The sequence below is a fragment of the Rhizobium sp. RCC_161_2 genome, assembly GCF_041355235.1.
Classification (GTDB): Bacteria; Pseudomonadota; Alphaproteobacteria; order Rhizobiales; family Rhizobiaceae; genus Rhizobium.
The window spans coordinates 212,980-239,938 of the sequence record NZ_JBFUPL010000002.1; the positions used below are offsets into that span (position 1 = coordinate 212,980).

The 26,959-nt window shown below is 60.5% G+C and carries 30 protein-coding genes; 22 read left to right on the top strand and 8 right to left on the bottom strand.

The window, feature by feature from the left end:
* Nucleotides 1-5 precede the first annotated feature (5 nt).
* From cobN to cobO, 3 genes are read left to right on the top strand one after another with little or no spacing between them, the layout of a single operon-like run.
* Complete coding sequence (cobN, locus tag AB6803_RS05150) at nt 6-3,932, top strand: cobaltochelatase subunit CobN (protein WP_371107879.1); 3,927 nt, start codon at nt 6-8, stop codon at nt 3,930-3,932.
* Complete coding sequence (locus AB6803_RS05155) at nt 3,929-4,528, top strand: dimethylsulfoniopropionate lyase (RefSeq protein WP_371107880.1); 600 nt, start codon at nt 3,929-3,931, stop codon at nt 4,526-4,528. Before cobN ends, AB6803_RS05155 begins: the two co-directional genes overlap by 4 nt.
* On the top strand, nt 4,525-5,169 hold the full coding sequence (gene cobO, locus AB6803_RS05160; RefSeq protein WP_371107881.1) for a cob(I)yrinic acid a,c-diamide adenosyltransferase: 645 nt from the start codon (nt 4,525-4,527) through the stop codon (nt 5,167-5,169). The genes AB6803_RS05155 and cobO overlap by 4 nt, the downstream gene beginning before the upstream one ends.
* Nucleotides 5,170-5,187: 18 nt before the next feature.
* On the opposite strand, the gene AB6803_RS05165 is transcribed toward cobO, so the two are convergent.
* The 3 genes from AB6803_RS05165 to AB6803_RS05175 form a co-directional block, all read right to left on the bottom strand.
* Nucleotides 5,188-5,991 carry a helix-turn-helix domain-containing protein gene (locus AB6803_RS05165; RefSeq protein ID WP_371107882.1) on the bottom strand — a complete coding sequence of 268 codons (804 nt, stop codon included), beginning with the start codon at nt 5,989-5,991 and terminating at the stop codon, nt 5,188-5,190.
* A complete protein-coding gene (locus AB6803_RS05170; RefSeq protein WP_371107883.1) occupies nt 5,988-6,353 on the bottom strand; it encodes a nuclear transport factor 2 family protein in 366 nt (121 codons plus the stop codon). The genes AB6803_RS05165 and AB6803_RS05170 overlap by 4 nt, the downstream gene beginning before the upstream one ends.
* Before the next feature lie 101 nt (nt 6,354-6,454).
* Nucleotides 6,455-7,240, bottom strand: a complete 786-nt coding sequence (locus AB6803_RS05175) for a TSUP family transporter (RefSeq protein ID WP_371107884.1) — start codon at nt 7,238-7,240, stop codon at nt 6,455-6,457.
* 151 nt (nt 7,241-7,391) lie between these two features.
* On the opposite strand from AB6803_RS05175, the gene AB6803_RS05180 reads away from it, so the two are divergent.
* The 15 genes from AB6803_RS05180 (at nt 7,392) to AB6803_RS05250 (ending at nt 20,618) form a co-directional block, all read left to right on the top strand.
* Entirely contained in the window at nt 7,392-7,796 is a 405-nt protein-coding gene (locus AB6803_RS05180; protein WP_371107885.1) for a cobalamin biosynthesis protein, read from the top strand.
* A gap of 214 nt (nt 7,797-8,010) precedes the next feature.
* The gene (locus tag AB6803_RS05185; RefSeq protein ID WP_371107886.1) at nt 8,011-8,961 is read left to right on the top strand and encodes a nucleoside hydrolase; all 951 of its coding nucleotides are present in this window, start codon (nt 8,011-8,013) and stop codon (nt 8,959-8,961) included.
* A 306-nt stretch (nt 8,962-9,267) separates the two neighbouring features.
* Nucleotides 9,268-10,116, top strand: coding sequence for a uroporphyrinogen-III C-methyltransferase (gene cobA / locus AB6803_RS05190; RefSeq protein ID WP_371107887.1), 849 nt, complete (start codon nt 9,268-9,270; stop codon nt 10,114-10,116).
* Nucleotides 10,113-11,420 carry a cobyrinate a,c-diamide synthase gene (locus AB6803_RS05195; RefSeq protein WP_371107888.1) on the top strand — a complete coding sequence of 436 codons (1,308 nt, stop codon included), beginning with the start codon at nt 10,113-10,115 and terminating at the stop codon, nt 11,418-11,420. The genes cobA and AB6803_RS05195 overlap by 4 nt, the downstream gene beginning before the upstream one ends.
* Complete coding sequence (cobD, locus tag AB6803_RS05200; RefSeq protein ID WP_371107889.1) at nt 11,417-12,415, top strand: threonine-phosphate decarboxylase CobD; 999 nt, start codon at nt 11,417-11,419, stop codon at nt 12,413-12,415. Before AB6803_RS05195 ends, cobD begins: the two co-directional genes overlap by 4 nt.
* Nucleotides 12,412-13,392 carry an adenosylcobinamide-phosphate synthase CbiB gene (gene cbiB / locus AB6803_RS05205; protein ID WP_371107890.1) on the top strand — a complete coding sequence of 327 codons (981 nt, stop codon included), beginning with the start codon at nt 12,412-12,414 and terminating at the stop codon, nt 13,390-13,392. The genes cobD and cbiB overlap by 4 nt, the downstream gene beginning before the upstream one ends.
* Nucleotides 13,393-13,514: 122 nt before the next feature.
* A complete protein-coding gene (locus tag AB6803_RS05210; RefSeq protein WP_371107891.1) occupies nt 13,515-13,943 on the top strand; it encodes a L,D-transpeptidase in 429 nt (142 codons plus the stop codon).
* A gap of 47 nt (nt 13,944-13,990) precedes the next feature.
* Nucleotides 13,991-14,146: a hypothetical protein gene (locus tag AB6803_RS05215; protein ID WP_371107892.1), complete on the top strand. Its 156-nt coding sequence runs from the start codon at nt 13,991-13,993 to the stop codon at nt 14,144-14,146.
* 18 nt (nt 14,147-14,164) lie between these two features.
* Nucleotides 14,165-14,449 carry an acyl carrier protein gene (locus tag AB6803_RS05220; protein WP_371107893.1) on the top strand — a complete coding sequence of 95 codons (285 nt, stop codon included), beginning with the start codon at nt 14,165-14,167 and terminating at the stop codon, nt 14,447-14,449.
* A 121-nt stretch (nt 14,450-14,570) separates the two neighbouring features.
* Nucleotides 14,571-15,044, top strand: coding sequence for a 3-hydroxyacyl-ACP dehydratase FabZ family protein (locus AB6803_RS05225; RefSeq protein WP_371107894.1), 474 nt, complete (start codon nt 14,571-14,573; stop codon nt 15,042-15,044).
* A gap of 43 nt (nt 15,045-15,087) precedes the next feature.
* Nucleotides 15,088-16,293 (top strand): beta-ketoacyl-ACP synthase, encoded by a 1,206-nt coding sequence (locus AB6803_RS05230; protein ID WP_371107895.1) that lies wholly within the window; start codon nt 15,088-15,090, stop codon nt 16,291-16,293.
* A 12-nt stretch (nt 16,294-16,305) separates the two neighbouring features.
* Complete coding sequence (locus AB6803_RS05235; RefSeq protein WP_371107896.1) at nt 16,306-17,592, top strand: beta-ketoacyl-ACP synthase; 1,287 nt, start codon at nt 16,306-16,308, stop codon at nt 17,590-17,592.
* Nucleotides 17,593-17,645: 53 nt separating this feature from the next.
* A complete protein-coding gene (locus AB6803_RS05240) occupies nt 17,646-18,674 on the top strand; it encodes a zinc-binding dehydrogenase (protein ID WP_371107897.1) in 1,029 nt (342 codons plus the stop codon).
* A 5-nt stretch (nt 18,675-18,679) separates the two neighbouring features.
* Nucleotides 18,680-19,612: a lipid A biosynthesis lauroyl acyltransferase gene (locus AB6803_RS05245; protein WP_371107898.1), complete on the top strand. Its 933-nt coding sequence runs from the start codon at nt 18,680-18,682 to the stop codon at nt 19,610-19,612.
* A 271-nt stretch (nt 19,613-19,883) separates the two neighbouring features.
* A complete protein-coding gene (locus tag AB6803_RS05250; RefSeq protein WP_371107899.1) occupies nt 19,884-20,618 on the top strand; it encodes a PAS domain-containing protein in 735 nt (244 codons plus the stop codon).
* A gap of 10 nt (nt 20,619-20,628) precedes the next feature.
* Here the strand turns inward: AB6803_RS05250 and AB6803_RS05255 are convergent, their stop codons facing one another.
* From AB6803_RS05255 to AB6803_RS05265, 3 genes are all read right to left on the bottom strand, one after another.
* Nucleotides 20,629-20,820 (bottom strand): hypothetical protein, encoded by a 192-nt coding sequence (locus tag AB6803_RS05255; RefSeq protein ID WP_371107900.1) that lies wholly within the window; start codon nt 20,818-20,820, stop codon nt 20,629-20,631.
* On the bottom strand, nt 20,817-22,022 hold the full coding sequence (zigA, locus tag AB6803_RS05260; protein WP_371107901.1) for a zinc metallochaperone GTPase ZigA: 1,206 nt from the start codon (nt 22,020-22,022) through the stop codon (nt 20,817-20,819). The genes AB6803_RS05255 and zigA overlap by 4 nt, the downstream gene beginning before the upstream one ends.
* A 92-nt stretch (nt 22,023-22,114) precedes the next feature.
* Complete coding sequence (locus AB6803_RS05265) at nt 22,115-23,050, bottom strand: zinc ABC transporter substrate-binding protein (RefSeq protein WP_371107902.1); 936 nt, start codon at nt 23,048-23,050, stop codon at nt 22,115-22,117.
* 105 nt (nt 23,051-23,155) lie between these two features.
* On the opposite strand from AB6803_RS05265, the gene AB6803_RS05270 reads away from it, so the two are divergent.
* From AB6803_RS05270 to AB6803_RS05285, 4 genes are all read left to right on the top strand, one after another.
* Entirely contained in the window at nt 23,156-24,025 is an 870-nt protein-coding gene (locus tag AB6803_RS05270; RefSeq protein WP_371107903.1) for an ATP-binding cassette domain-containing protein, read from the top strand.
* Nucleotides 24,018-24,845: a zinc ABC transporter permease subunit ZnuB gene (znuB, locus tag AB6803_RS05275; protein WP_371108330.1), complete on the top strand. Its 828-nt coding sequence runs from the start codon at nt 24,018-24,020 to the stop codon at nt 24,843-24,845. The genes AB6803_RS05270 and znuB overlap by 8 nt, the downstream gene beginning before the upstream one ends.
* A complete protein-coding gene (locus AB6803_RS05280) occupies nt 24,842-25,240 on the top strand; it encodes a Fur family transcriptional regulator (protein ID WP_012651681.1) in 399 nt (132 codons plus the stop codon). The genes znuB and AB6803_RS05280 overlap by 4 nt, the downstream gene beginning before the upstream one ends.
* Before the next feature lie 80 nt (nt 25,241-25,320).
* Nucleotides 25,321-25,692, top strand: a complete 372-nt coding sequence (locus AB6803_RS05285) for a hypothetical protein (RefSeq protein ID WP_371107904.1) — start codon at nt 25,321-25,323, stop codon at nt 25,690-25,692.
* On the opposite strand, the gene AB6803_RS05290 is transcribed toward AB6803_RS05285, so the two are convergent.
* Together AB6803_RS05290 and AB6803_RS05295 are read right to left on the bottom strand one after the other, a co-directional pair.
* A complete protein-coding gene (locus tag AB6803_RS05290; protein ID WP_371107905.1) occupies nt 25,689-26,219 on the bottom strand; it encodes a gamma carbonic anhydrase family protein in 531 nt (176 codons plus the stop codon). The genes AB6803_RS05285 and AB6803_RS05290 overlap by 4 nt on opposite strands.
* A 16-nt stretch (nt 26,220-26,235) precedes the next feature.
* Nucleotides 26,236-26,931 carry a fumarylacetoacetate hydrolase family protein gene (locus tag AB6803_RS05295; protein ID WP_007696662.1) on the bottom strand — a complete coding sequence of 232 codons (696 nt, stop codon included), beginning with the start codon at nt 26,929-26,931 and terminating at the stop codon, nt 26,236-26,238.
* Nucleotides 26,932-26,959 lie beyond the last annotated feature (28 nt).

Sequence of the window (26,959 nt, forward strand, 5' to 3'; positions counted from 1 at the left end):
GAGCCATGCATCTCCTCCTAGCGCAAAAGGGTACGATCAGCGACGGCGAGGAGGCGATCGATCTCGGTCAGTCGCCGGGCAATATCCTGTTCCTGTCGGCGGCCGATACTGAGCTTGCGGCCATCGCCGCCGCCCATGGACAGGGAGAGGCGGGCTATTCGCTGCGACTTGCCAGCCTGATGAGCCTCAAGCATCCGATGTCGGTCGACACCTACATCGAGCGGACGGCGCGGCATGCGAAGCTGATTATCGTTCGCGCGCTTGGCGGAGCCAGCTATTTCCACTATGCGCTCGAGGCGCTGCATGCCTGTGCTGCACGCAGTGGCGCTCTTATTGCGGTGCTGCCAGGGGATTCGAAGTCCGATCCGGGGCTGATGCCGTTTTCCAACATCGCCCTCGACGATCTCAATGCGCTGTGGTCCTACCTGATCGAAGGCGGGGATGCGAATTCGCGGGCGTTTCTTGGCTATGCCGAGGCGATGTTGTCAGGGGCGGAGAAGCCGGCAACGGCATCACCTCTGATGAAGGCCGGGATCTGGTGGCCGGGCAGGGGTGTGATTGGGGTTGAGGAGTGGAAAGCGGTTTCTGCGTTGCGTGGAGATACCCCCTCATCCGCCCTTTGGGCACCTTCTCCCCAAGGGGAGAAGGGGAAAGCCGAGGGTGTGGTGATTTTACCCTCGCCCCAGCGGGGAGAGGGTGGCGCTCCTGAGCTTGTCGAGGGAGTGCCGGGTGAGGGGGCGATGCTGGGGGAGAAGCAGCTTGCGGATATCAATCCGCCGACAGTCGCCATCTCTTTTTACCGCGCCCTCGTCCAGAGCGGCGAAACCAAGCCTGTCGAAGCCTTGATCGAAGCTGCTATCGCCGAGGGCATGCGACCGCTGCCGGTGTTCGCCTACAGCCTCAAAGATCCAGTATCAATCGGCATTCTGGAAAGCGTGTTCACCGAATTGAAGCCGGATGTCGTCATCAACACGACCGGCTTTGCCGTCTCGGCGCCGGGTGCCGATCGACAGCCGACCGTGCTGGAGACGAGCAATGCCGTCGTGTTGCAGGCGATCTTTTCCGCCTCATCGAGAGAGGCATGGGAGGCGTCATCACAGGGGCTTTCGGCGCGCGATCTCGGCATGAATGTCGCTCTGCCGGAAGTGGATGGGCGCGTGCTTGCCCGCGCCGTCTCCTTCAAGGCGGCGGCGCGCTATGATGAGCGCGTCGAGGCCAATATCGTTGCCAGTGAGCCAGCCGAGGACCGCATGCGCTATACGGCGCGGCTTGCTGCCAATTGGGCACGGCTGCGCAGGACGCCGCCGCCGGAGCGCCGCGTGGCGCTGGTCATGGCCAACTATCCGAACCGGGATGGGCGGCTTGGCAACGGCGTCGGGCTCGATACGCCGGCGGGTACGATCGAGGTGCTGAAGGCGATGCGGGCGGCGGGTTACCCGGTCGCCGATCTGCCTGATGATGGCGATGCGCTGATCCGGCATCTGATGGACGGGCCGACCAACTCCGGTCACGATGGCAAGGTTATTCGCGAGACACTTTCTTTAAGTGAATACAAATGTTTCCTCGCGTCTCTTCCCAAACAGATTCAGGACGAGATCAATACCCGTTGGGGCAATCCCGAGAGCGATCCCTATGTTCGCGACGGTGTTTTCGCGCTGTCCTTCACCCGCTTCGGTGAGGTGCTGGTCGGCATCCAGCCGGCGCGGGGCTACAATATCGATCCGAAGGAAAGCTATCATTCTCCGGATCTCGTGCCACCGCACGGCTATCTCGCTTTCTATGCGTTCCTGCGCCAATCCTTTGGCGCGCATGCCGTCATCCATATGGGCAAGCACGGTAATCTCGAATGGCTGCCGGGCAAGGCCTTGGCGCTGTCGGAAACCTGCTATCCCGAGGCGATACTCGGGCCGTTGCCGCATCTCTATCCCTTCATCGTCAACGATCCCGGTGAGGGCACGCAGGCCAAGCGCCGCACGAGCGCCGTGATCATCGACCACCTGACACCGCCCTTGACCCGTGCGGAAAGCTACGGTCCGCTGAAGGATCTTGAAGCGCTGGTGGACGAATATTACGAGGCCTCCGGCGGCGATCCCCGCCGTATCCGGCTGCTGCGCAAACAGATCCTCGACCTCGTCGCCGATATCGGCCTCGATCAGGATGCAGGCATTTCCAAGGGAGAAGGCGAGGATGAGGCGCTGAAGAAACTCGACGCCTATCTTTGTGATCTCAAGGAAATGCAGATTCGGGATGGACTGCATATCTTCGGCGTCTCGCCGGTGGGTAGGCTGCTTACGGATTTGACGGTGGCTCTGGCGCGGGTGCCGCGGGGATTGGGCGAAGGGGGCGATCAGAGTTTGCCGCGGGCGATTGCGCGGGATGCGTTGCGCCAGGATACGCCGTTCGATCCCTTAGATTGCGATATGGCCGCCGAATGGACCGGCCAACGGCCCGACATTCTCACCAAGATTTCTGACGATCCCTGGCGCACCCAAGGCGATACCGTCGAGCGCATCGAACTCCTGGCGGCGAAATTCGTTGCTGGCGATATCGCATGTCCCGAAGACTGGCCGCATACACACACCGTCCTCGCCGAAATCGAAACCCGCCTGAAACCCTCCATCCTTGCCTGTGGCGACGCAGAGATCATTGCCCTGATGAAGGGCCTCGACGGCAGGTTCGTGCCACCTGGTCCTTCCGGTGCGCCGACGCGCGGCAGGCCGGATGTGCTGCCGACGGGGCGGAATTTCTATTCGGTTGATAGTCGCGCAGTGCCGACGCCGGCTGCCTATGAGCTTGGCAAGAAATCGGCTGAGCTGTTGATCCGCCGCTATGTGCAGGATCATGGCGAATGGCCGGTCTCCTTCGGGCTGACGGCCTGGGGCACGTCCAACATGCGTACCGGTGGCGATGATATTGCCCAGGCGCTGGCGCTGATCGGCGTCAAGCCGGTCTGGGACATGACCTCGCGGCGGGTGACCGGCTACGAGATCATTCCGCCCGCTCTGCTGCGTCGCCCGCGTGTCGATGTCACGCTGCGCATTTCCGGCTTCTTCCGCGATGCTTTTCCGGAGCAGATCGCGCTGTTTGACAAGGCGGTCCGCGCGGTCGGTACGCTGGAGGAGGACGCGGCGGACAATCCGATTGCGGCGCGGATGCGTGGCGAGATCGCGCGGCTTGAGGCAGCGGGATTGGACCAGGCTTCGGCCAGCCGGCGTGCCGGCTATCGCATCTTCGGTTCCAAGCCGGGTGCTTATGGCGCCGGGCTGCAAGCGCTGATCGACGAGAACGGCTGGGAGCGGCGCGCCGATCTGGCGGAAGCCTATCTCGTCTGGGGCAGTTATGCCTATGGGGCGGGCGAGGACGGGAAGGCCGAGCGCGGCGTGTTCGAGGAGCGACTGCGCTCGATTCAGGCGGTGGTGCAGAACCAGGACAATCGCGAGCACGATCTGCTCGACAGCGACGATTACTACCAATTCGAAGGCGGCATGGCGGCGGCGGCGGAGCAGCTCGCCGGCGCGCGTCCGTCGATCTATCATAATGACCATTCCCGGCCTGAAAAGCCGGTCATCCGCTCCTTGGAAGAGGAGATCGGACGTGTCGTACGCGGCCGCGTCGTCAATCCGAAATGGATCGATGGCGTCATGCGCCACGGCTACAAAGGTGCCTTCGAGATTGCCGCAACGGTCGACTATCTCTTCGCCTTTGCAGCGACGACGGGCGCTGTGCGCAATCATCATTTCGAGGCGGTCTATCAGGCCTTCGTGGTCGATCAGAAAGTGCGCGACTTCATGGCCGAGAAGAATCCAGCCGCACTTCGCGAAATGAAGGAACGCCTGCTGGAAGCCATCGACCGCCAGCTCTGGACGCCGCGCAGCAATTCTGCCCGGTTCGATCTGGAGGTTCCCGTGCGGGGCAAGGAGGCCGTGGCGTGAGTGCGGCCGACGATCTTCTTCGGGCTTTCCATGACTATGTGACGTTGCGGAGCGATCCCCTATTGCAGCGTTTCATCGGAGGCTTCGATTGGCGGATGGATGAGCGGTTGCTTGCTGCCCATAGACTGCCTGTATTGGACCACCTGAATATCCTCCACGCGCCGACTAATGCCGCAGAACGTGATCTGTTCTCCACCCTCTCAAGCACCGCAAGCGCTCTGCATTGGGGGCAGACCTATAGCATTGCCGATTTTGGCGTGGATTTCCTGCAGAGATACGGTTGGGTCGAGCTGTTTGGTACGCGCGGTCACTTCGTCAGCGATGATATGGCCGGCGGTTTTCTGCTGCTCGGGCCTGACGTCCACTACCCGGATCATCATCACATTGCCGAGGAAATCTATATCCCGCTGACCGACGGCGCGCTGTGGAGCAAGGATGGCCAACATTTCCTGCCGCGCTGGTCCGGCGAGATCATTCATCATCCCTCGGGCATCCGCCATGCGATGCGGACCGAGGAGATGCCGCTGGTGGCGCTTTACCTTTGGCGAGGTGGACCGCTGGCGCAAAAATCCATCATTTCAGGGAGAGCAAAATGAGCGAAGACATAGCCGAAACCGGCACTGACGCACCGAGAAACGACGACGCTCGCCATTCCGACAAGATGGCCAAGAAGAAAGCCGCGCGTGACAAGATCATGGCGACCAAGACCGACGAGAAGGGTCTGATCATCGTCCACACCGGCAAGGGCAAGGGCAAATCATCCTCCGCTTTCGGCATGATCTTTCGCCATATCGCCCACAAGAAGCCATGCGCGGTGGTGCAGTTCATCAAGGGCGCGATGTGGACGGGCGAGCGGGATCTGATCGAGACGCATTTCTCCGACATCTGCCAGTTCCACACGATGGGTGAGGGCTTTACCTGGGAAACGCAGGATCGCGCTCGCGACGTAGCTGCGGCGACGGCGGCCTGGGAAAAGGCCAAGGAGCTGATCCGCGACGAGCGTAACTCGATGGTGCTGCTCGACGAGATCAATATCGCGCTGCGCTATGATTATCTCGACATCAACGAGGTGGTGGCATTCCTGAAGGAAGAAAAGCCGCACATGACGCATGTCGTCCTGACCGGCCGAAACGCCAAGGAAGAGCTGATCGAGATCGCAGATCTCGTCACCGAAATGGAGCTGATCAAGCATCCCTTCCGCTCCGGCATCAAGGGACAGCCGGGCGTGGAGTTCTGATTGGAGGAGTGACGTGCTTCAGCCGACCGATGTCATCCCCTTCAACCGATCAGCCGTCTGCTGATCGGCCGGGAAGAAGGATTCGATTGCTAGTTCCGACAGGGTGACATCGACGGGGGTGCCGAAGACGGTGGTGGTCGAGATCAAGGAGAGGCGCCCGGCTTTGGTAAGGAGTTCGAGAGGGACGGCAATGCCGGCATAATCCTGTCCGTGCGGGTTCGGCCTATGTGCCGGCGGAGCGGGATAGGCTGCAAGTTCCTTCAGCAATGCCGCGAGGATGGGATCGCCAGTGGCAGTGATCTGCTGGCGCAGGCGCTCGAGCAGGTGGGCGCGCCATTCCGGGAGGTTTAGGATGCGAGGCGCGAGGCCGCCCGGATGCAGGCTCAGCCTCAACACGTTCACCGGTGGTTTGAGCAGTGTGACGTCGGCGACGTCGGAGAGCAGGGGTGCGACCGCGGCGTTTGCGGCGATCAGCGTCCAATGCCGGTCGATCGCCAATGCAGGAAATGGTTCGTGGCCCTTCAGAACGAGGTCAATGGCCCGGCGTGCCGGGGCAAGTGCCGGGTCGTCCAGCGAGCGCTCCGGGAAGACCGGCGCGAAGCCCGCCGCCAGCAGCATCGGATTGCGGTCTCTAAGCGGCACGTCCAGCCGCTCGGCAAGATGCATCAGCATGTCGCGGCTCGGAAGTGCGCGCCCGCTCTCTATGAAGCTGAGATGCCGTTGCGATATCTCTGCTTCAAGGGCGAATTCGAGCTGGCTCAAACGGCGGCGTTGCCGCCATTCGCGCAGGTAATCGCCGAGAGAGCGGGCTGGCATCATCATGCGGCTGCCGGCATTTGGTCGATGAAGCCATGAACAGCTTTCAGCCGCTCGCCGTCGAGAATGGCGAAATCGGTGCCTTTGACCAGCGGTTCGCTGCCTTCCGGGCCGAGATCCCAGGAGAAGCGAATATTGTCGCCATGGCGATCGGCGGAACCGGAGAGTTTGAAGCGGAAATCGGGGAAGCGGTCCTGCACGGCGGCGACCAGAGCATCGATCTGCTCACGGCCGTTGCCGCTCATCAGCGGGTCGATGTAGGTGCAGGATTCTGTCCAACCTTCGCTGATAAGCGCGCGTCGGCGCTCGGCGTCGGTTTCGTTCCAGACAGCGATATAGCGTTCGGCAATGGTTGTCGCATCGGTCATCGGGTTGTCTCCTTTAGATCACCTGAACCGTTCAGGCAGGGTGATCATGGGTGAGCCCAAACACAGTATCAATTACGTCTCAGGTAATCAAAGCGCCGATATTAGAAACCGATCCAGACCCGGACTGGATTGGTCGGGTCGGACAGCAGCTTGATGGCAAAGGCGATGCAGACGATCACCAGCAGCGGCTTGATCAACCGCGCGCCGATACGCATGGCAAGGCGAGAGCCGACTTGCGCGCCGAGAAACTGGCCGAGACCCATGACAATGCCAACCTTCCAGAGGATGGCGCCGGAAAAGATGAAAACGATCAGGCCACCGAGGTTCGAGCCGAAGTTCAACAGCTTGGTATGTGCGGTTGCTTTCAGCAGGCCGAAGCCGGCGAGCGTGACGAAGGCGAGCATCAGGAACGAGCCGGTACCGGGACCGAAGGCGCCATCGTAGAAGCCGATCAGCGGCACCAGGGTGATGCCGAAAAGGCCGGCGCTCATGCGGCGGTGTTTTTCGACATCATTGAGATTGGGCTTGAAGGCGAAATAGAGGGCGATCGCGATCAGCAGGAAGGGCAGGATGATGCGCAGGACATTGCCGGGCATGATCGTTGCCAGTGCCGCGCCCAGCATGCCTCCGATCACGGCCATCAATGCCATCGGCAATTGCTCGTGAAGCTGCACATGGCCTTGGCGGGCATAGGCGATTGTCGCGGAGGCTGCGCCGCAGATCGACTGCACCTTGTTGGTGCCGAGCGTCTGCAACGGCGGAATGCCAGCAAGCAGCATGGCGGGGACAGTAACCAACCCGCCGCCACCGGCGATCGAATCGACAAGTCCGGCGAAGAATGCGGCGGCAAAGAGCAGAAGCAGCAGATGAAGGGTAATGTCTGGCAAGGCGGAAACTCGGCGGCATGAAATCGAGGCGCCTTCTTGCATTCCTGTTGTGCCAAGGCAATTGCCGATGGGACACATTGCGCGAAATTGACGGGCAGGGGATGGCTGGGTAGATGTGTTTGACCATAACCGCCGCCGCCGAGGAGTGACTATGACGACCTATTCCAATTCTACGCGCCGCTATCTCCTTGGCTTGGGTTGTGAGCGCGGCACGGATTGGAATGATGTGCGTTTGCTTGCCGAACGGGCCATGCAGGAGGCCGGGATAGGGGCAGATCAACTCCTTGCGGTGGTCTCGATCGATACGCGAATGAATGAGCCGGCGATGCTGGAGGTGGCCACGCATTTCCGCCTCCCGCTGCGGTGTTTCAATGTTGCGGCGCTGGAGCGGGAGACGCCGCGTTTGAAGAATCCCTCCGAACTCGTCTTTGCCCATGTCGGTTGCCATGGCGTGGCCGAGGCTGCAGCATTGGCTGCGGCTGGACCTGATGCAGAGCTTGTCGTTCCGAAAATCAAATCCGCCTTTGCCACTGCGGCGATTGCAAGAATCGCTTGAGCCATCGGTCTTTTGGCATCGTTTCGTCGCAATCTGTGACGAATCTACCTGGGATCGCTTCCGATATTGCAGAAATGGCCGCTGTGGGTATGGTGAGGTATCTCGCCGATCGCGGTTCTCGCGTGTCCCGGCAATCCCGAAACATGATCTCCGAAATTGCAGCGCCATTTTTGGAGAATCTTATGTTTTATCAGAATGATAAGAAGGAAATATCATGCACAAGGTAATTTACGATACGGATCCTGGCGTCGATGACGCGATGGCGCTTCTTTTTTTGCATCGTCATCCGGATATCGATCTTCTCGGCGTCACCACGGTGTTCGGCAATGCTTCCGTCGATACGACGACGCGCAATGCGCTGTTTTTGAAGCGCGAGTGGAACATTCCGTGCCCCGTCGCCCGCGGCGCCAGCGTCACGTTCGATCCCTCGCGGCAGGAGCGGCCGTGGCCGACCTTCGTACACGGCCATAACGGTCTCGGCGATATCGAGGTGCCGGCAACGATCGATCTGCCCACCGATCCGCGTCCCGCCTATCAATTCATCATCGATACCGTCCGCGCCAATCCGGGCGAGGTGCGGCTGGTGGCCGTCGGCCGCATGACGAATCTGGCGCTGGCGCTGAAGCACGATCCGGAGATCGCCAAGCTGGTCAAGGATGTCGTCATCATGGGCGGCAATTTCTACGTTCCGGGCAATGTGACACCGGTGGCGGAGGCCAATATTCATGGCGATCCGGAAGCGGCAGATGCCGTTATGACCGCAGCGTGGAAGGTCGTGGTTGTTGGCCTCGATGTGACTGCGGTCACGACGATGAGCCGCGGCTATCTCGCCGATATGGCTAGGGTTGGCGGCCCGTCCGTGCAGCTCCTGTCGGACCTGTCGCAATCCTACATCGATTTCTATGGCCACATCGTCGACGACGGCATGATGGTCCACGATAGCTGCGCCTGCGTCTATGTCGTGGCGCCGGAGCTGTTCGATACGATCGAGGGTGCGGTGCGCGTCGTCTGTGGCGGCATTGCCGACGGCCAGACTATCGTCAAGCCCAACGGCCGGCACTTCCCGGCGAACGAATGGGACAATCTGCCGAGCCAGATCGTCTGCACCGGTATTCGTTCGCAGGCGACGATCGACCTGATCCGTGACGTGATTCTCGGCAAGTGAGCTGATGAAGTCAGTCTTGGAGAGGGCGGCGGTGCAGCCCTCTCCAAGGTATTCTGCTCTAAAATTTTGTTTATTCTATAATATTATCAAATAATTGCGGTCACCCCGTCGCAATTCGATTCAAGCACTTGAAGCGTTGAATCGGGTTTGCTGTTGTCGCCTTCGGGAAAATGAATATCGCACCGTTGCTGCCGTCCGGATCCGGTCTGATCTATCATTTCATCGGGGAAACGGGAGTTCGACCGCTGCCGCCTTATCCCGTTCTCAAGATTGCAATTTTTGCCATCCGGGCATAGGACAGATGGGATGAACGATACCGCATTTTCCAATCTGCCGGCGCTGGAGCCGGGCTCCGTCTGGCTCGTTGGCGCCGGACCGGGCGATCCCGGGCTGCTGACCTTGCTGGCAGCCAAGGGATTGGCGGAGGCGGACATTATTGTGCACGATGCGCTCGTCAACGAGGATTGCCTGAAGCTTGCGCGCCCTGGCGCGGCACTCGAATATGCCGGCAAGCGCGGCGGCAAGCCGTCCGCCAAACAGCGGGATATTTCGCTGCGTCTTGTCGAGCTGGCGCGTGCCGGAAAACGCGTGCTGCGGTTGAAGGGCGGCGATCCTTTCGTCTTTGGGCGTGGCGGTGAGGAAGCGCTGATGCTAGTGGAGCATGGTATTCCCTTTCGTATCGTTCCGGGCATCACCGCCGGGATCGGCGGTCTTGCCTATGCCGGCATTCCCGTCACCCATCGCGACGTCAATCACGCCGTCACTTTTCTCACCGGTCACGATTCTTCTGGCCTCGTGCCGGATGCGATTAATTGGGAGGCGATCGGCAAGGGTTCGCCCGTCATCGTCATGTATATGGCGATGAAGCACATCGCCCAGATCAGCGACAATCTCATCGCCGCCGGCCGTTCTGCCGACGAGCCGGTCGCCTTCGTCTGCAATGCCGCCACGCCGGCACAGCAGGTGCTGGAGACGACGCTTGGGCGTGCGGAGGCCGATGTCATCGCCTCCGGCCTGGAGCCGCCGGTGATCGTCGTGGTCGGCGATGTCGTGCGGCTGCGATCGTCCCTCGACTGGCTGGGGGCTTTGTCCGGTCGCAAGCTCGTGCCGGCAATGGAGATGCAGGCGGGTGGCGGTCGCAAGGTGCCGGCATGAGCGGCTTGTTGATTGCAGCCCCCGCTTCGGGCTCGGGCAAGACCACGATCACGCTCGGCCTGCTCAGGGCGTTGCGGAAAAGGGGGATCGCGGTTGCGCCGGGTAAAGCCGGCCCCGACTATATCGATCCCGCGTTTCTTGCTGCGGCGGGCGGTTCGCTCTGCCTCAATTTCGATCCCTGGGCAATGCGCCATGAGCTGATCTCCGCCAATTCGGCGCTGCACCGTGCTGGTGACCGGATGCTCGTCATCGAAGCCATGATGGGACTGTTCGACGGCGCGGCGGATGGCTCCGGCACACCGGCCGATCTTGCCGCCTTCCTGGGGCTTTCCGTGGTGCTGGTGGTCGATGCCTCTCGCATGTCGCAGTCCGTCGCCGCTCTCGTCAGCGGCTTTGCCAATTTCCGCACCGATATCCGCATCGCCGGCGTCATCCTCAACCGGGTGGGCAGCGACCGGCATGAGACGATGCTGCGCCGGGCGCTGGAAGCGGTTCGTATTCCTGTCGCTGCCGTCATTCGTGCCGACAAGGGGCTGACATTGCCGGAGCGGCATTTGGGGCTGGTGCAGGCCGGCGAACATGCAGGGCTGGAAGACTTCATCGAACATGCGGCGGAGACACTCACCAAGGCATGTGACTTCGGATTGCTGCTGCGCGCCGCGCAACAGAATGTCGTCCGGCCATCGGCGGCCAATGTCGCCCGGCTTATGCCCTTCGGTCAGCGGATCGCTGTCGCCCGCGATATCGCCTTCGCCTTCTGCTACGAGCATATGCTCCTCGGCTGGCGCCGGCGCGGGGCGGAGATTTCATTTTTCTCGCCACTGGCTGACGAGGCTCCGGCGGCGGATGCGGACGCCATCTATCTGCCGGGCGGTTATCCCGAGCTGCATGCGGGCAAGCTCGCGGCTGCAACCCGGTTCCATAAGGGGATGAAGGCTGCGGCGGTTCGTGGCGTGCGGATCTATGGCGAGTGCGGCGGCTATATGGTGCTCGGTGAGGGATTGGTGGATGCCACCGGCATGCGCCATGCAATGCTTGGCCTGTTGCCGGTCGTCACCAGCTATGAGAAGCGTCAACGCCATCTTGGCTACCGGCGCGTGACACCGCTGGCAGGGGCTTTCTTCGAGCGGCCGATGACGGCGCATGAATTTCACTATTCGACGATCGTCTCGGAAGGCGAGGCGGATCGATTGTTTGCGGTCACGGATGCGCTCGGCGCAGACCTCGGCACGGCGGGCCTGCAGCGCGGCAATGTCGCCGGGTCCTATATGCATCTGATCGATCTTTCCGGTGACGTTGCGTGACGGGCAGGATCCTACATGGCGGTGGGATCACCGCCGCGGCACGTCTTTACGGCGGACGACCGGAAGACTGGCTCGACCTGTCGACCGGGATCAACCCAAATCCCGTCATCTTGCCCGACATCCCCGTTTCCGCCTGGCATCGGCTGCCGGACCAGTATCTTGTGGAGTGGGCTCGAGAGGCGGCGAGGGGCTATTACCGCAGCGGCGATCTCCTGCCGCTGCCGGTTCCCGGCACGCAATCGGTCATCCAGCTTCTGCCGCGAATAGCGCCGGCCGGCAGCGTCGCGATCTTGTCGCCGACCTATGGGGAATATGCCCGCGCTTTTGCGTTGGCCGGGTTGCGGTTGAACGAAGTCACCGAGATCAATGATGTTACCGACGGCCACGGCCTTGTCGTCGTCGTCAATCCCAACAATCCGGATGGCCGGATGCTGCCCATCCATCGGCTGCGGGAATTGCATGATCGGCTGCAAGAGCGTGGCGGCATGTTGGTGGTCGATGAGGCATTCGGAGATATGGAGCCGGAGGGCAGCCTTGCGCCATATGCGTCCTTGATGCCGAACCTCATTATCTTGCGTTCCTTCGGCAAATTCTTTGGTCTCGCTGGCCTGCGCCTCGGTTTTGTTATCGCGGAAGCCTCCATTCTCGCGCGTTTCGAGGATTGGCTTGGCCCCTGGGCAGTTTCCGGGCCGGCGCTTTCCCTGGCGGCTTCCTTGATGAACGGCGACACGACCGCTATCCACAATCGTATTCTTGAACGGCGCGTGGCGCTGGACGCCGTTCTTCACAGCGCCAAACTCAACATTGCCGGCGGCACGGGGCTGTTTGCTCTCGTTGCCGACGAGCGCGCAAGCGATATACATGCGCATCTCTGCCGCCATCATATTCTTGTCCGTAAGTTCGATTATGCGCCGAATTGGCTACGCTTCGGCCTTGCTCGGGACGAGGAAGGCGATCGCAGGCTGGCTGGGGTGCTGGAGACTTATTCGGTATGATCATCGACGAACATTTGCTCATCCTCATTCTGGCATTGCTGCTGGACCGGATCATTGGTGATCCCGCCTGGCTCTGGCAGCGCCTGCCGCATCCCGTCGTGCTGTTCGGCAAGGCGATTTCCTTTTTCGATCGCCATTTCAATGCCGAGCATCTGCCGGATCTGACACGTCGCCGCAATGGTGTGATGTCGATCGTCGCGCTGCTCTTCGGCGCGGCCGTTGCCGGCTGGGCCGTTCACGGGTTGCTCGCTTTCTTCGGCTGGTTCGGCATTTTGATCGAGGTGGGGCTGGTGGCGATATTTCTGGCGCAGAAGAGCCTGGCCGATCATGTCGGCGAGGTGTCGAGCGCGCTGCGTAGCGAAGGGTTGGAGGGCGGTCGCCGCGCCGTGTCGCGCATCGTCGGCCGTGACCCGGAAACACTGGACGAACCTGGGATCTGCCGCGCCACGATTGAAAGCCTAGCCGAGAATTTTTCCGATGGCGTGGTGGCGCCGGCGCTTTGGTATGGCGTTTTCGGTCTGCCAGGCCTGTTTATCTACAAGATGCTGAACACCGCCGATTCGATGATTGGCCATAAATCCGAGACTTATATCGATTTTGGCTGGGCTTCGGCCCGGCTGGACGACGTCGCCAATTGGCCGGCGGCGCGGCTGTCGATCCTGCTGATTGCCGCAGGTGCACTCGCCAAGAAGGGGATTTCGGCGCTCGGCAACACGATCCGCGTTGCGGTCCGGGATGGCGGACTGCATCGCTCGCCGAATTCCGGCAGGCCGGAAGCGGCGATGGCCGGCGCCCTGGATATCCAGCTTGCCGGCCCGCGAGTCTATGGCGGTGAAGTGGTGCGCGAGCCGATGATCAATGGTTCCGGGCGGGACACCGCCACCGTCAGCGATATCGAAACCGGCGTATCGATCTTCTATTCCGCCTGCTCGATGCTGACACTCCTTGCTTTTGTGGCTTTCCTGCTGCTGCTTTGAGCGAGCCGTTTGCGTTAATGAATTGCTCACCATCCGTATTAATTTAGTATAATCGGATAGATGATAGAGTTTCCCTTCATCGGAATTGTTTCAAAGAGAAGCAAACGGTGGAAGGGGACAAGATGAGACGGGTACTGATAGCAGCCTCCGCATGTCTATGCCTGCAATTTCCTGCTGTTTCAGCGCAGGCTGGAACTATTCTTGCCAGAATTGATCTTCGGTCGCAGACGATGACCGTTTCCGAAGATGGTGTTCTCAAGTATCGTTGGAAAGTATCGACCGCGCGCAAGGGCTATGTGACGCCGGTCGGCTCCTATACGGCGAAATGGCTGTCGCGCGATCACCGCTCCAAGAAATATGATGATGCGCCCATGCCGTACGCGGTGTTCTTCAACGGCGGTTACGCCGTGCATGGCACCTACGAGCTGAAGCGCCTTGGCCGGCCGGCATCGCATGGCTGCGTGCGGCTGGAGCCGCGAAACGCCGCGACCTTCTTTTCGATGACATCGGAAGCGGGGCTCAAGAACACGCGCATCGTCATCAGCGATTGATCGTTCGTTGCTTCGGCAAATTTGCTGGCCGTTGCGGCTAAGCCGCAATGCTGCCGCATCTTGCCCGCATGCCGGCCGTCACCCTGGCGGTGATGGCGCCGGAAGCCTCGTTGCTGTTTGCGCAACAGTCTTTCGCCAAATTGCCGGGGTCTCCGGCGGAACCCATTGGCTTTTGGAATGGATTTCCCTATGAGGAGGATTGAATTATCATTTCAAGAGGTATGGGCGTGACTGCTACATTCGACAAAGTTGCTGATATTATCGCTGAGACAAGCGAAATCGATCGTGAGACGATCACCCCGGAGAGCCACACGATCGACGATCTTGGCATCGACAGCCTCGACTTCCTGGACATCGTTTTTGCCATCGACAAGGAATTTGGCATCAAGATTCCGCTGGAAAAGTGGACCCAGGAAGTCAACGAAGGCAAGGTTTCGACCGAGGAATATTTCGTCCTCAAGAATCTCTGCGCCAAGATCGACGAACTGCGCGCCGCCAAGGGCTGAGCAACGTCTTTGCTTTTTTGACGCCCAGCCGCTCCTGATTATAGCGGCCGGGCGGTTTTATTCTTAACTATCGTATCCTGCCCGGACCATCAGAGGTCAGCGGGTAGGATCGGAGGCGTTGATGCTGCTGGAATATTTCCAGATGATCGATCGGGTTCATTCCGTCGATCTGTCCAAGGGTCTTTTGAAGGCGCATTCGGTCGTTCCGGCCAAGAGCCCTGTTTTCGAAGGTCATTTTCCCGGCATGCCGCTCGTTCCCGGCGTTCTTCTGATCGAAACCATGGCCCAGGCTTCGGGCATGCTGGTGCTTGCGGTGACCAATTTCGCCTCCATGCCGTTCCTGATGTCGGTCGATGGCGCCAAGATGCGCACCTTCGTCGAGCCCGAAGCGGAACTCGACATCGAGGCGGAACTGGAGCATGACGGCTCGGGCTTTGCGGTGACCAAGGCGCGGATCACCATTGCCGGCAAGAAGATCTGCGATGCGCAGTTGAAGCTGCGCACCATGCCGTTTAATGAGGTGCCGCTGGCCGATATCGTGCGCAAGCGGGCTGGCGAGGTCGGACTTCTCGACGCCATCGCCGCCAATGGCTGACGCTTCCGGCTTGCATGGCCCCGCATTCTTAGAGGATTGATGAATGAGCAAGGCTCAGAATGATGTGGTGATTACGGGTATCGGCATTGTCACCTGTCAGGGTGTCGGCAAGGATGCGCATGTCGCCCTGCTGACCGCGGACAAGACGCCGACGACCATCGTCGAAACCGAAAAATTCAAGCCCTATCCCGTGCATCCGCTGCCGGAGATCGACTGGTCGCAGCAGATCCCGAAGCGCGGCGATCAGCGGCAGATGGAAAACTGGCAGCGCATCGGCGTCTTTACCGCCGGCCTGGCGCTGGACGATGCCGGCTTCAAGGACGATCTTGATGCCTGCGGCAGCATGGACATGATCGTTGCCGCCGGCGGCGGCGAGCGCGACCTCAATGTCGATACGCTGATCGTCGATGAAGGCCTGAAGCGCAATGATCGCGAACTGCTGTTGAACGAGAAGCTGACGACCGAACTGCGTCCGACGCTGTTCCTGGCACAGCTTTCCAATCTGCTCGCCGGCAATATTTCGATCGTGCACAAGGTGACGGGCTCGTCGCGCACCTTCATGGGCGAGGAAGCGGCCGGCATCTCGGCTGTAGAGACCGCTTTCCATCGCATCAAGTCGGGCGAATCGAGCCACGCACTGGTCGGCGGCGCGTTTTCGGCCGAGCGGCAGGACATGATGCTGCTGATCGAATCGGTCAACGCCCATGCGATCGGCGAATGGCATCCGCTCTGGTCCCGCAAGCCGGAAAATGGCGGCGGCATGATCATGGGCTCGCTCGGTGCCTTCCTCGTGCTGGAATCGCGCGCCCATGCAGAAGCGCGTGGCGCACATATCTATGCAACGATCGACGCGATCGAGGGCGATCGCGGCAGTCGCGACGCTGGCAAGTTCGAGGCGCGGCTCGAGCGCCTGCTTGCACCCGCCAAGGATACGCAGGGCGACGATACGGTCGTCTTCTGCGGCACGACGGCGATCGCCGATCTTGCAACGCGCGAAAAGGCCGTGTTGGAAGCGCAGCTGCCGGCATCGGCCATTCGTGGCTATGCCGGAATTTCCGGCCACGGGCTCGAAAGCCAGTTTCCGCTCGGGATCGCTTTTGCGGCGCTCGCCATCGCCAACAAGGCCAAGGTGCCGGCTTTCGACGCCGCGCACGAAAAGCCGATGAAGACCGGCGCGACGAAGGCAGTCGTGACGACCGTAGGCCACGCGCGCGGCGAAGGCATCGCCGTCCTGTCCGCCGAAGCGTGAGGAGTTAGGATCATGACCGCATCCGCCTATAAGGATCATCTCGGCCGCCCCATCGTCGCCGTTACCGGCATGGGCATCATCACCTCGCTCGGCCAGGGATTGCAGGACAATTGGAACGCGCTTTCCTCGGGCACGTCGGGGATTCACGGCATCACCCGCTTTCCGACCGACGGGCTTTCGACGCGCATTGCCGGCACGGTGGATTTCATCGATATTCCGGCGCCGAACGCCGTCGAACGTTCCTATGCCTTCGCGCGTGAAACGACGATCGAGGCGCTTGCCCAGGCTGGACTTTCCGGTGATTTCAACGCGCCGCTCTTTCTTGCTGCGCCGCCGATCGAGCCGGAATGGAGCGCACGCTTCGAGCTTGCCGACCGCTCGCCTCCGGGTGATCATCCAGGTGACGCCTATGATCGTTTTCTCGCGGCTATGCGCCAGCGTCCCGATCCCGTGTTCCATGAGGCGGCGCTGTTCGGCGCCATTTCCGAACGTCTAGCCGATCGTTTCGGCACGCGTGGCCTGCCGGTGACCCTGTCGACGGCCTGTGCATCGGGTGTTACCGCGATCCAGCTTGGTATCGAGGCAATCCGCCAGGGCCGTACGACACGCGCATTGACGGTTGCGACCGATGGCTCGCTGAGCGCCGAGGCGCTGATCCGCTTTTCCCTGCTGTCGGCTCTTTCTACCCAGAACGATCCGCCGACCAAGGCCTCCAAGCCCTTCAGCAAGGATCGTGACGGCTTCGTCATCGCCGAGGGGGCTGCGACGCTGGTGCTGGAATCACTGGAATCAGCGGTTGCTCGCGGCGCGAAGATCCTCGGCATTATGAAGGGCGCCGGCGACAAGGCCGATTCCTTCCATCGCACTCGCTCGTCGCCCGACGGCGGCCCGGCGATCGCGACGATCCGCGCGGCACTGGCCGATGCCGGCATGGCCGAGACCGATATCGGCTATATCAATGCCCACGGTACCTCGACGCCGGAAAACGACAAGATGGAATATGGCGCTATGTCCGCCGTCTTCGGCGAACGGTTGCCGACCATCCCGGTCTCGTCGAACAAGTCGATGATCGGCCATACGCTGACAGCGGCCGGGGCGGTCGAGGCGGTGTTCTCGCTGCAGACCATGCTGACTGGCACGCTGCCGCCGACGATCAACTACAACAATCCCGATCCGACGATCATTCTTGACGTCGTGCCGAACAAGAAGCGTGAAAAACAGGTTGGCGCCATCCTTTCGAACTCCTTCGGGTTCGGCGGACAGAACGCCAGCCTTGTCATGGCGCTCGAACCGGCTTAATCGGACCTTCGAAGAAAAAATATTACTGCGCCCAAGGGGCGAGGGATTTTGCCATGCGTGCTTTGCAACTGATCGACGACCGCAAACTTGAGATCACCGATCTGCCGGAGCCCGAAGCTCCCGGCGCGGGCGAGGTGACCCTGCGCGTCAAGGCGGTCGCCCTCAATCATATTGACGTCTGGGGCTGGCGGGGCATGGCCTTTGCCAAGCGCAAGATGCCGCTGGTGATCGGCGCGGAAGCATCCGGCGTCGTCGAGGCGATCGGGCCGGGTGTTGCCAATGTGCTGCCGGGCCAGCTCGTGTCGATCTACGGCGCGCGCACCTGTGGTCTCTGCCGTCATTGCCGCGAGGGTCGCGACAATCTCTGCGAACATGTTGGCGGCGTGCATGGTTTCCATCTCGACGGCTTTGCGCAGGAAAAGGTCAATCTGCCGGCGCGCCTGCTGGTTCCGGCTCCTCCCGGTGTCGACGCGATCGGCGCGGCGCTGGCGCCCGTCACCTTCGGTACGGTCGAACATATGCTGTTCGACAATGCCAAGCTGGAGCCGGGCGAGACGATCCTCGTTCATGCCGGCGGCTCGGGCATTGGCACGGCGGCGATCCAGCTCGCCAAGAAGATCGGCTGCACGGTGATCACCACCGTCGGCTCCGACGACAAGATCGAAAAGGCCAAGGCGCTCGGCGCCGATCACGTCATCAATTACCGCACCGACCGCTTCGAGGGCGTGGTGCGCAAGCTGACCAAGAAGAAGGGCGTCGACGTCGTTTTCGAACATGTCGGCAAGGACACCTGGGCCGGTTCGATGCTCTGCATGAAGCGCGGAGGCCGTCTCGTTACCTGTGGTTCGACCTCGGGCGTCTCTACCGAGATGAACCTGATGATGCTCTTCCAACAGCAATTGAAGCTGCTCGGCTCCTTCGGTTGCCGGATGGAAAACATGGCGAATGCCATGCAGAAGATGGCGCGGGGCCTGGTGCATCCGGTGATCGATACTGAAGTGAGCTTCGATGATATCGACCGGGCATTGGAACGGATGGAGTCGCGCCAGATATTCGGCAAGATCATCCTCAAGATGGACTGACCGGCGTGAAGCTCGTCATTACCCGGATCGTCATTGCGCTTAGGAACTTCCAGCAGTGGCTGGTGGCGCAGGTGATCTTCGGATTCTTGAATTTCCTGAAGCTGTTTCCGGTCGATGGCGGCATCAATTTCGCCGACTGGCTGACCCGGAAAATCGGGCCACGCATGCGCCGGCACCAGCTGATGCTGACCAATCTCCGCAACGCCTTTCCTGAGAAGAGCGAGACTGAGATTACCGAGATCGCGCTGGCGAGCTGGGGCAATATGGGGCGGCTGGCGGCGGAATATGTTTTCCTCGACCGGCTGTTCGATTTCGATCCATCGCGTGAGGAGCCGGGCCGCATCGAGGTCTCGGGTATCCCGATCTTTCTCGACCTAAGAGAGAATCCCCGTCCATTTATCGTCTTTACCGGGCATACGGGCAACTTCGAGTTGTTGCCGGTGGCCGGCGCGGCCTTCGGACTGAAGGTTACCGTGCTTTTTCGTCCGCCGAATAATCCCTATGTGGCACAGAAGGTCTTCGATTTTCGCGCCAAGCGCATGGGCAGTCTCGTGCCCTCGCATGCGGGGTCGTCGTTCACCCTGGCCCGCCAGCTTGAGAATGGCGGCGCGGTCGGCGTGCTGGTCGATCAGAAATTCCGCAAGGGGCTGAAGACCCAATTTTTCGGTCGCGAGGTCAAGACCAATCCGCTCTTGCCAAAGCTCGTACGGCAGTTCAATTGCGAGGTTTATCCGGCTCGATGCATCCGTTTGCCCGGCAATCGCTACCGTTTGGAGATCGAGCCGAAGCTGGAGATGCCGCGCGACGAGCGTGGAAATCTGGATTTGCCCGCCACCGCGCAGATGCTGAACGACAAGGTCGAGAGCTGGGTGAGGGAGCATCCGGAGCAGTGGCTTTGGTATCACGACCGCTGGAATATCAAGAAATCTGTTTTCTGAAATATTACCGAAATAGAGTGGTCTGTGCCAAAATGAACCACTTTTGATCGCAACAGGCCGCACCTTTGGCCTTGGGTAAGCTTGAGCTTTCGAAAAATTCGCCTTTTCCGAGAACTTCCGTTTGCCAGCATTGAAAGTGAGGGTAAGTCATGTTATTTCAATTTACAGAAAGTTTGGTGAGATTGCGGACACCAAGCTGAAAATCCTTGGTCACAGTGGGTATCGGGAATGAGGCCCGAGGCTTATCTTTGGGCAAGGGCAGGAGGGCAATTTGCTGGCACTCTTTCATGCCTTCTCCACGAAATGTGCCCAGATTCAACGTGCGATCAAGCTGGGTGATGACGAACTGGTTAGTTCTCTGGATCGCGAATTGGAACCGCTCATTGCGGCTATTATGGCCTACAAGGCCAACAGTCTTCTTGAAATGTACATGCAGCTCCAGTTCATGAGCAATCTCATTCGCGAGGAATCGGATGACCGTTCGCGTGTGATGCGTAATTCTGCGTCGTTGTCATTGCTGATCGATCGCTATTTTGGCGGCGCCAGTGAGGCTGCGGCGGATGTGCTATTGGCGTTCTCCGCGGAGAAAGATGAGCACGAGAGCCAGGTTCCGGGTTTCGACGAGGACAACGTTCTGAACGATGTCATTCTCGACAGCCTGCCCGATCGCGTTGCCGTCATCACGCGCGACTATCGTTATCTCTACAGCAATGCGGCCAACTCGGAATCCTTGAAGTCGAAGCCGATCGAACTGGTGGGACGGCATGTTGCCGAATTCATCGGTTCCGAATGCTTCGAAAGCACCTTCAAGGGTAAGCTCGATAGCTGCCTGGCTGGCGAAACGGTCGATTGTCTCTATCCGGTCCAGCGTCCAGTGGATACCGGCAAGACACTGCACTGCAGCATGACGCCGCTGCGGGCCACCAAACCGCGAGGCGAGGTGATCGGTGCGCTGCTTGTCGTGCATGAGGTCAGTGTCGTTCCGGCGAGTATGCTGGTGGCGTGATCGCGCCGTTTCAGGTTCCAAACAGTAAACGGTCCAGTGCGCCCGCAGATTTGCGGGCGGTTGGTTTGCTGTGCTTTTTCTCTTCGTGATCGACTGCCGGCGAAGCGGATTTCGAGACGGATGCCGGCTGACCCTTTCCACTGCCTTCCGCTTCGCATTCGAAGCAGAAGCAGCGGAAGTTGATGGCTTTCTGTTCGCTCATGCGGCTGATCTGTTCCAGCTTGCAAACGGGTCCGGCAGGTTCCTCCAGCGCTCGGGCGCGAAGCGGTCTGTTTCGATCAGACAGGCATCCAGTTCCGCGGTGATTTTTTCCTGATCCATGGGATCGGCGCCGATGAAGACCAGCTCCTGGCGGCGGTCACCCCAGGTTGGGTCGAGATAGGGGCCTATGGCACGCTTGAAGGCGGGATCGCTTGGCCATTGTTCCTGAGGGACGGCCGCCCACCAGAGGCCCATCTTGGAGGTGCGCACCAGCGCGCCGGCCTGGCTCATTTCACCGACATAGTGCGGGCGGGTCGCGAGCCAGAAGAACCCCTTGGCGCGCACGACACCCGGCCACGAGCGATCGAGAAACTCCTGGAATTTCATGGGATCGAACGGTTTCTTCGCGCGATAGACGAAGGAGCGGATGCCGTATTCTTCCGTCTCCGGAACATGATCCTTGAAACCGTGCAACTCCTTGTACCAGAGGGGATGCGTTTCGGCGCGATCGATGTCGAAGCGGCCAGTTCCGAGAACTTCGGCCGGTTCCACCTTGCCGAAATCGGTCTCGATCAGGCGTGCATCGGGGTTGAGTCCAACGACGATCTTGCGGGCGGCGTCCTGCTGCTCAGGGCTTGCTGCGCCGACCTTGTTGAGGATGACGACATCGGCGAATTCGATCTGCTCGACGAGGAGATCGACGATGGTCCTGTTGTCGCCATCGCCCGCGGTTTCGCCGCGATCGGCGAGGAAATCGGTCGAACCGTAATCGGCCAGCAAATTGGCGGCGTCGACGACGGTGACCATGGTGTCGAGCTTGGCGACATCGGAAAGGCTGTTGCCGTCTTCGTCACGAAACTCGAAGGTCGTGGCCACGGGCAGGGGCTCGGCGATCCCGGTCGATTCGATCAGCAGATAGTCGAAGCGATCCTGGACGGCGAGCTGGCGCACTTCCTTCAGCAGGTCATCGCGCAGCGTGCAGCAGATGCAGCCATTGGTCATCTCGACGAGTTGTTCTTCCGTTCTCGAGAGATTGGCGCCGCCGTCGCGCACCAGCGCGGCGTCGATATTCACCTCACTCATGTCATTGACGATGACGGCGACGCGCAGGCCCTGGCGATTGTTGAGGATATGATTGAGCAGCGTCGTCTTGCCGGCGCCGAGAAAGCCGGAGAGAACGGTGACTGGGAGCTTCTTGTTCATGGTCACCTCTTTTGTAATGTAATATTATTACAGTGATGAGTTTGAAAAAAGCGAGCAGATGGCTCGCTCTTTTCGGCGATACAGCGCCTATCTCAGGAGAGGCAGGTCTTCAGGGAATTGGCGATGCCGCGCATCAGGTCGAAATAGAGATCCGGCCCTTGCGGCAGGGTCGCCGCTTCCGGGTCAAGCACGCCGGATTTCGCGGATGTACCCTCCAGGACGACGTTGACCAACTTCGGCTCGAATTGCGGCTCGGCGAAGACGCAGGTGGCACCGAGTTCGGCGACCTTGCCATGAATTTCCGATATGCGCTGTGCGCCGGGAATGCTCTCGGGGCTGACCGTGATCGAACCCGCGACACGCACGCCATAGCGGCGCTCGAAATATTGGTAGGCATCATGGAAGACGATGAAGGGCTTGCTCTTCACTGGAGCGAGAGTCGAAGCGATTTCCGCGTCGAGCGCGTCCAACCTGTCGTCCAGCGCCTTCTGATTGGCTTCATAGGTCAGCGCATTGGCGGGGTCGGCCGCGACCAATGTGGTGGTGATTTCGGCCGCCATCGCCTTGGCATTGTGTGGATCGAGCCAGAGATGCGTATCGAACTCTCCGTGATCGTGATCATGATCCGTAGGCTCGTCGCCATCGTCATCCGCTTCGAAAGCGCCACCCTCACGGAATTTCAGCTTGGTAATGCCGGGCGCCTTGTCGAGTTCGACCACCAAGGCGTTGGAGCCGAGGGCCGAAAGTGGCTTTTCCAGGAAGGCTTCCATGCCGGGTCCGACCCAGAAGACCACCTTGGCGGCTTCCAGCGCCTTCGCATTCGAGGGCTTCAGCGCATAGGTATGCGGCGAGGCGGCGCCATCGACGATCAGCTCCGGCGTACCGACGCCGTCCATGATTGCGGCAACGAGGGAATGAATGGGCTTGATCGACACCACCACATCCGGCGCATCGGCGGCCATGGTGGCGCCGGCGAAAAGCCCGGAAAACAGCAGAGAAGCGGTGAGGGGGAGAATGGTCTTTAGCATGGTTACGCGCGATCGCCCTTGAATGGGTCTGTTATGTTATTACATCAATTGCGTTATGCTATAACGTGTGCGATAGCAAGGCGCAACAGCGCAAGTGGAAATTTCATGCTTTCTTCCGTGGACAATCATAGACGGCCGCTAGTGTCGCTCCATGATGTCGGCGTCCGCCGTGGCGGCCGCTGGCTGGTGCGCGGCGTCGATTTCTCAGTGAACCGCGGCGAGATCGTTACGCTGATCGGCCCAAACGGTTCGGGGAAATCCACCAGCGCCAAGGCGGCGATCGGCGTGCTGAAGCCGGATGAAGGCAGCGTTGAGCGTATCGCCGGCCTCAAGGTCGGCTATGTCCCGCAGAAGCTTGCTATCGACTGGACATTGCCGCTTAGCGTCCACCGCTTGATGACCTTGACCGGTCCTTTGCCCGAAACCGAATTGAGAGCGGCGCTGGAAGCGGTGGGGATCGCCCATCTTGCAAAGGCCGAGGTGCAGCATCTGTCTGGCGGCGAGTTCCAGCGGGCGCTGCTGGCGCGGGCCATCGCCCGCAAGCCGGATCTTTTGGTGCTGGACGAGCCGGTGCAGGGCGTCGATTTCAGCGGCGAGATCGCGCTTTACGATCTGATCAAATCGATCCGCAACTCCGAAGGCTGCGGTATTCTGCTGATCTCGCATGATCTGCATGTAGTCATGGCCGAAACCGACACGGTCGTCTGCCTGAACGGGCATGTCTGCTGCCGTGGCACGCCGCAGGCGGTCAGCCAGAGCCCGGAATATGTCAGGCTGTTCGGCACCCGGGCAGCGCAATCGCTGGCGATCTACAGCCATCATCACGATCATACGCATTTGCCGGACGGCCGGGTGCAGCATGCCGATGGCACGATCACCGATCATTGCCACGCCGATGACGGCCATCACGACCATGATGATCATGAGCACCATGATCACGACCATCATCACGCCGAGGGAGAGCGCCATGTTTGACGATTTCTTCCTGCGCGCCGTCGTCGCCGGCGTTGGTCTTGCCTTAACCACTGGGCCGCTCGGCTGCTTCATCATCTGGCGGCGCATGGCCTATTTCGGTGACACGATTTCGCATTCGGCGCTGCTCGGCGTGGCGCTGTCGCTGCTCTTCCAGCTCAATCTGACGCTCTCGGTCTTTGCTGTCGCAGTGCTGGTGTCGGTCCTGCTGCTCTTCCTGCAACGCCGGCAGGCGCTTTCGGCGGATGCGCTGCTCGGGATCCTGTCGCATGCGACGCTGGCGATCGGCCTTGTCATCGTGGCTTTCATGAGCTGGGTCAGGATCGATCTGATCGCCTTCCTGTTCGGCGACATCCTCGCCGTCAGCCGCTCTGATATTGCGATGATCTGGGGCGGCGGTCTCTTCGTCTTGGCGGCGATCGCCTGGCTTTGGCGGCCGCTGCTCGCCTCCACCGTCAATCCGGAGCTGGCCGAAGCCGAAGGGTTACGGCCGGAGCGGGCGAAGCTGTTCTTCATGCTGCTGATGGCCGTTGTCATTGCTATCGCCATGAAGATCGTCGGCATATTGCTGATCACAGCGCTGCTGATCATTCCCGCCGCCACTGCGCGCCGGTTTGCCGCGACGCCGGAGATGATGGCGGTGTTTGCCTCGCTCGTCGGTGCGATTGCCGTTGTTGGTGGCTTGTTCGGCTCGCTACGCTACGACACGCCGTCCGGCCCGTCGATTGTGGTCGCGGCGCTCATCCTATTTATCTTCAGTCTGCTGCCTCTTGTTCGCAGGGGTAGCGCGCCGGCGGCGCAACAAGGAGGACAGGAATCATGACCACTCCGATGCTCACGAAGAACCAGACGCTTGTCTTCGACGTCCTGACCAAGGCGGAAGGGCCGCTCAGCGCCTATACCATTCTCGACAAGTTGCGCGACAACGGTTTCCGCGCGCCGCTGCAGGTCTATCGGGCGCTGGACAAGCTGCTGGAATATGGTGTCGTGCATCGTCTCGAGAGCATCAACTCCTTCGTTGCCTGCGCCCATCCGAATGAGAATTGCCACAGCCACGGCCTGGTCGCCTTCGCCATCTGCGAGAGCTGCGGACAGGTGACCGAATTCCACGACCATGAAGTGGATCACCGGCTGATGGGCTGGCTGAAATCGCAGAAGTTCAAGGCAGAGAAATCGACCATCGAAATCCGAGGCCATTGCGCGAGCTGCGCGACTTAGTTGTGTCTTGACAGTTTCTCGCGGCTTGGTATCAAGGGCTGCCCCTTTGCTTTGCCAAGTGAGCGCAAGAGACCAACAAGATGGAATTCACCTCTGAGACAGGCAAGATACCCAAAGGTTATGGATATGTTCTCAATCCGTCCTCTCTCTTTGATGCGCTAAGCGCTGCGGGAGTAGAGATTGAGGTGCATGTCGTTCGCCGCCACGGCAGGCGGCTCTTTGACGCTCATTTTTGGCCGCCAAATCCCAATGTGCCGCGCGAGCGGCTGTATGTAGAGGTGGGGACGGCAATTGAGCAGGATTTATATGACTTCCGTCAGCGAGTGAAGTTCGAAGCCATCCCGAACCTCGTTCGATGGATTTCTAACCTTGTCGCCCTTGATCTCAAGTCGCCTGTCCGACGGCAAGCTCAGACTATTCAGCTTCTACCTTGCCGGTCGCAGACACCTTAATCCAGTCTCTTGAGATCCCGCGCAAAACGCTGCCAGTTGGCGACATAATTGCGCGCCGAGCGGCGCAGGCCCTCGATGGCGGCTTCGTCCAGCACGCGGATCGCCCTGGCTGGTGCGCCGACGATCAGCGAGCCATCCGGAAACTCCTTGCCTTCGGTCACCAGCGCATTGGCGCCGACCAGGCAGTTGTTACCGATCTTCGCGCCGTTCAGCACCGTTGCGCCCATGCCGATCAGCGAATTGTCGCCGATGGTGCAGCCGTGGATGATGGCGTGGTGGCCGATGGTGCAGCCTTCGCCGATCGTGACCGGAAAACGGGGATCGGTATGCACCATCACGCCTTCCTGGATGTTGGTGCCCTTGCCGACGACGATCGGCTCGTTGTCGCCGCGCAGCACGGCGCCGAACCAGATGCCGACATCCTCGCCGAGCTCGACCTTGCCGATGACGGTGGCATCCGGCGCGATCCAGTAGAGGCCGGATTGGGGCGTCTTCGGCACAAGGCCGGAAAGAGCATAGAGCGGCATGCTGTCCTCCTTGCGATCAAACCACGTTCAGCACCAGCGTTGCCACGCCGTCCACGGCGCAGGTGATCCTGTCTCCGCGTGCGACGGGGCCGACGCCGGCGGGCGTGCCGGTCAGGATGATGTCGCCGGGCGCCAGCGTGAAGAGCTTCGACAGTTCGGCGATGATCTCAGGCACTTTCCAGATCATCTGCTGGAGGTCGCCGCGCTGCGCCGCTTCGCCGTTGCGCATCAGCCAGATACCGCCCTTGTCGGGATGGCCGACCTGGGTTGCTGGCACCAGTGCCGAGACCGGCGCGGAATGTTCGAAGGCCTTGCCGATTTCCCAGGGGCGGCCGAGCTTCTTGGCTTCGCCCTGCAGATCGCGGCGGGTGAAATCGATGCCGACGCCATAGCCGTAGATGCAGTCCAGCGCGCGCTCGGCCGGAATATCGGCGCCGCCGCTTCTGAGCGCAATCACCAGTTCGACCTCATGATGGACATCGGAGGACAGCGGCGGATAGGGGAAATCGCCAGAGACCAGCAGATTGTCCGGGTTCTTCTGGAAGAAGAAGGGCGGCTCGCGGCTGGGATCATGACCCATCTCGATCGCATGGTCAGCATAGTTGCGGCCGACGCAATAGACGCGGCGCACGGGGAAGAAGGCGGCCTCGCCCTCGATTGGCAGCAGCACGGGCGCGGGCAGGGGAATGACGGTGGCGGGGGTTTCGGTCATGGCTACTCTTCAAATGTTCAATCTGCAT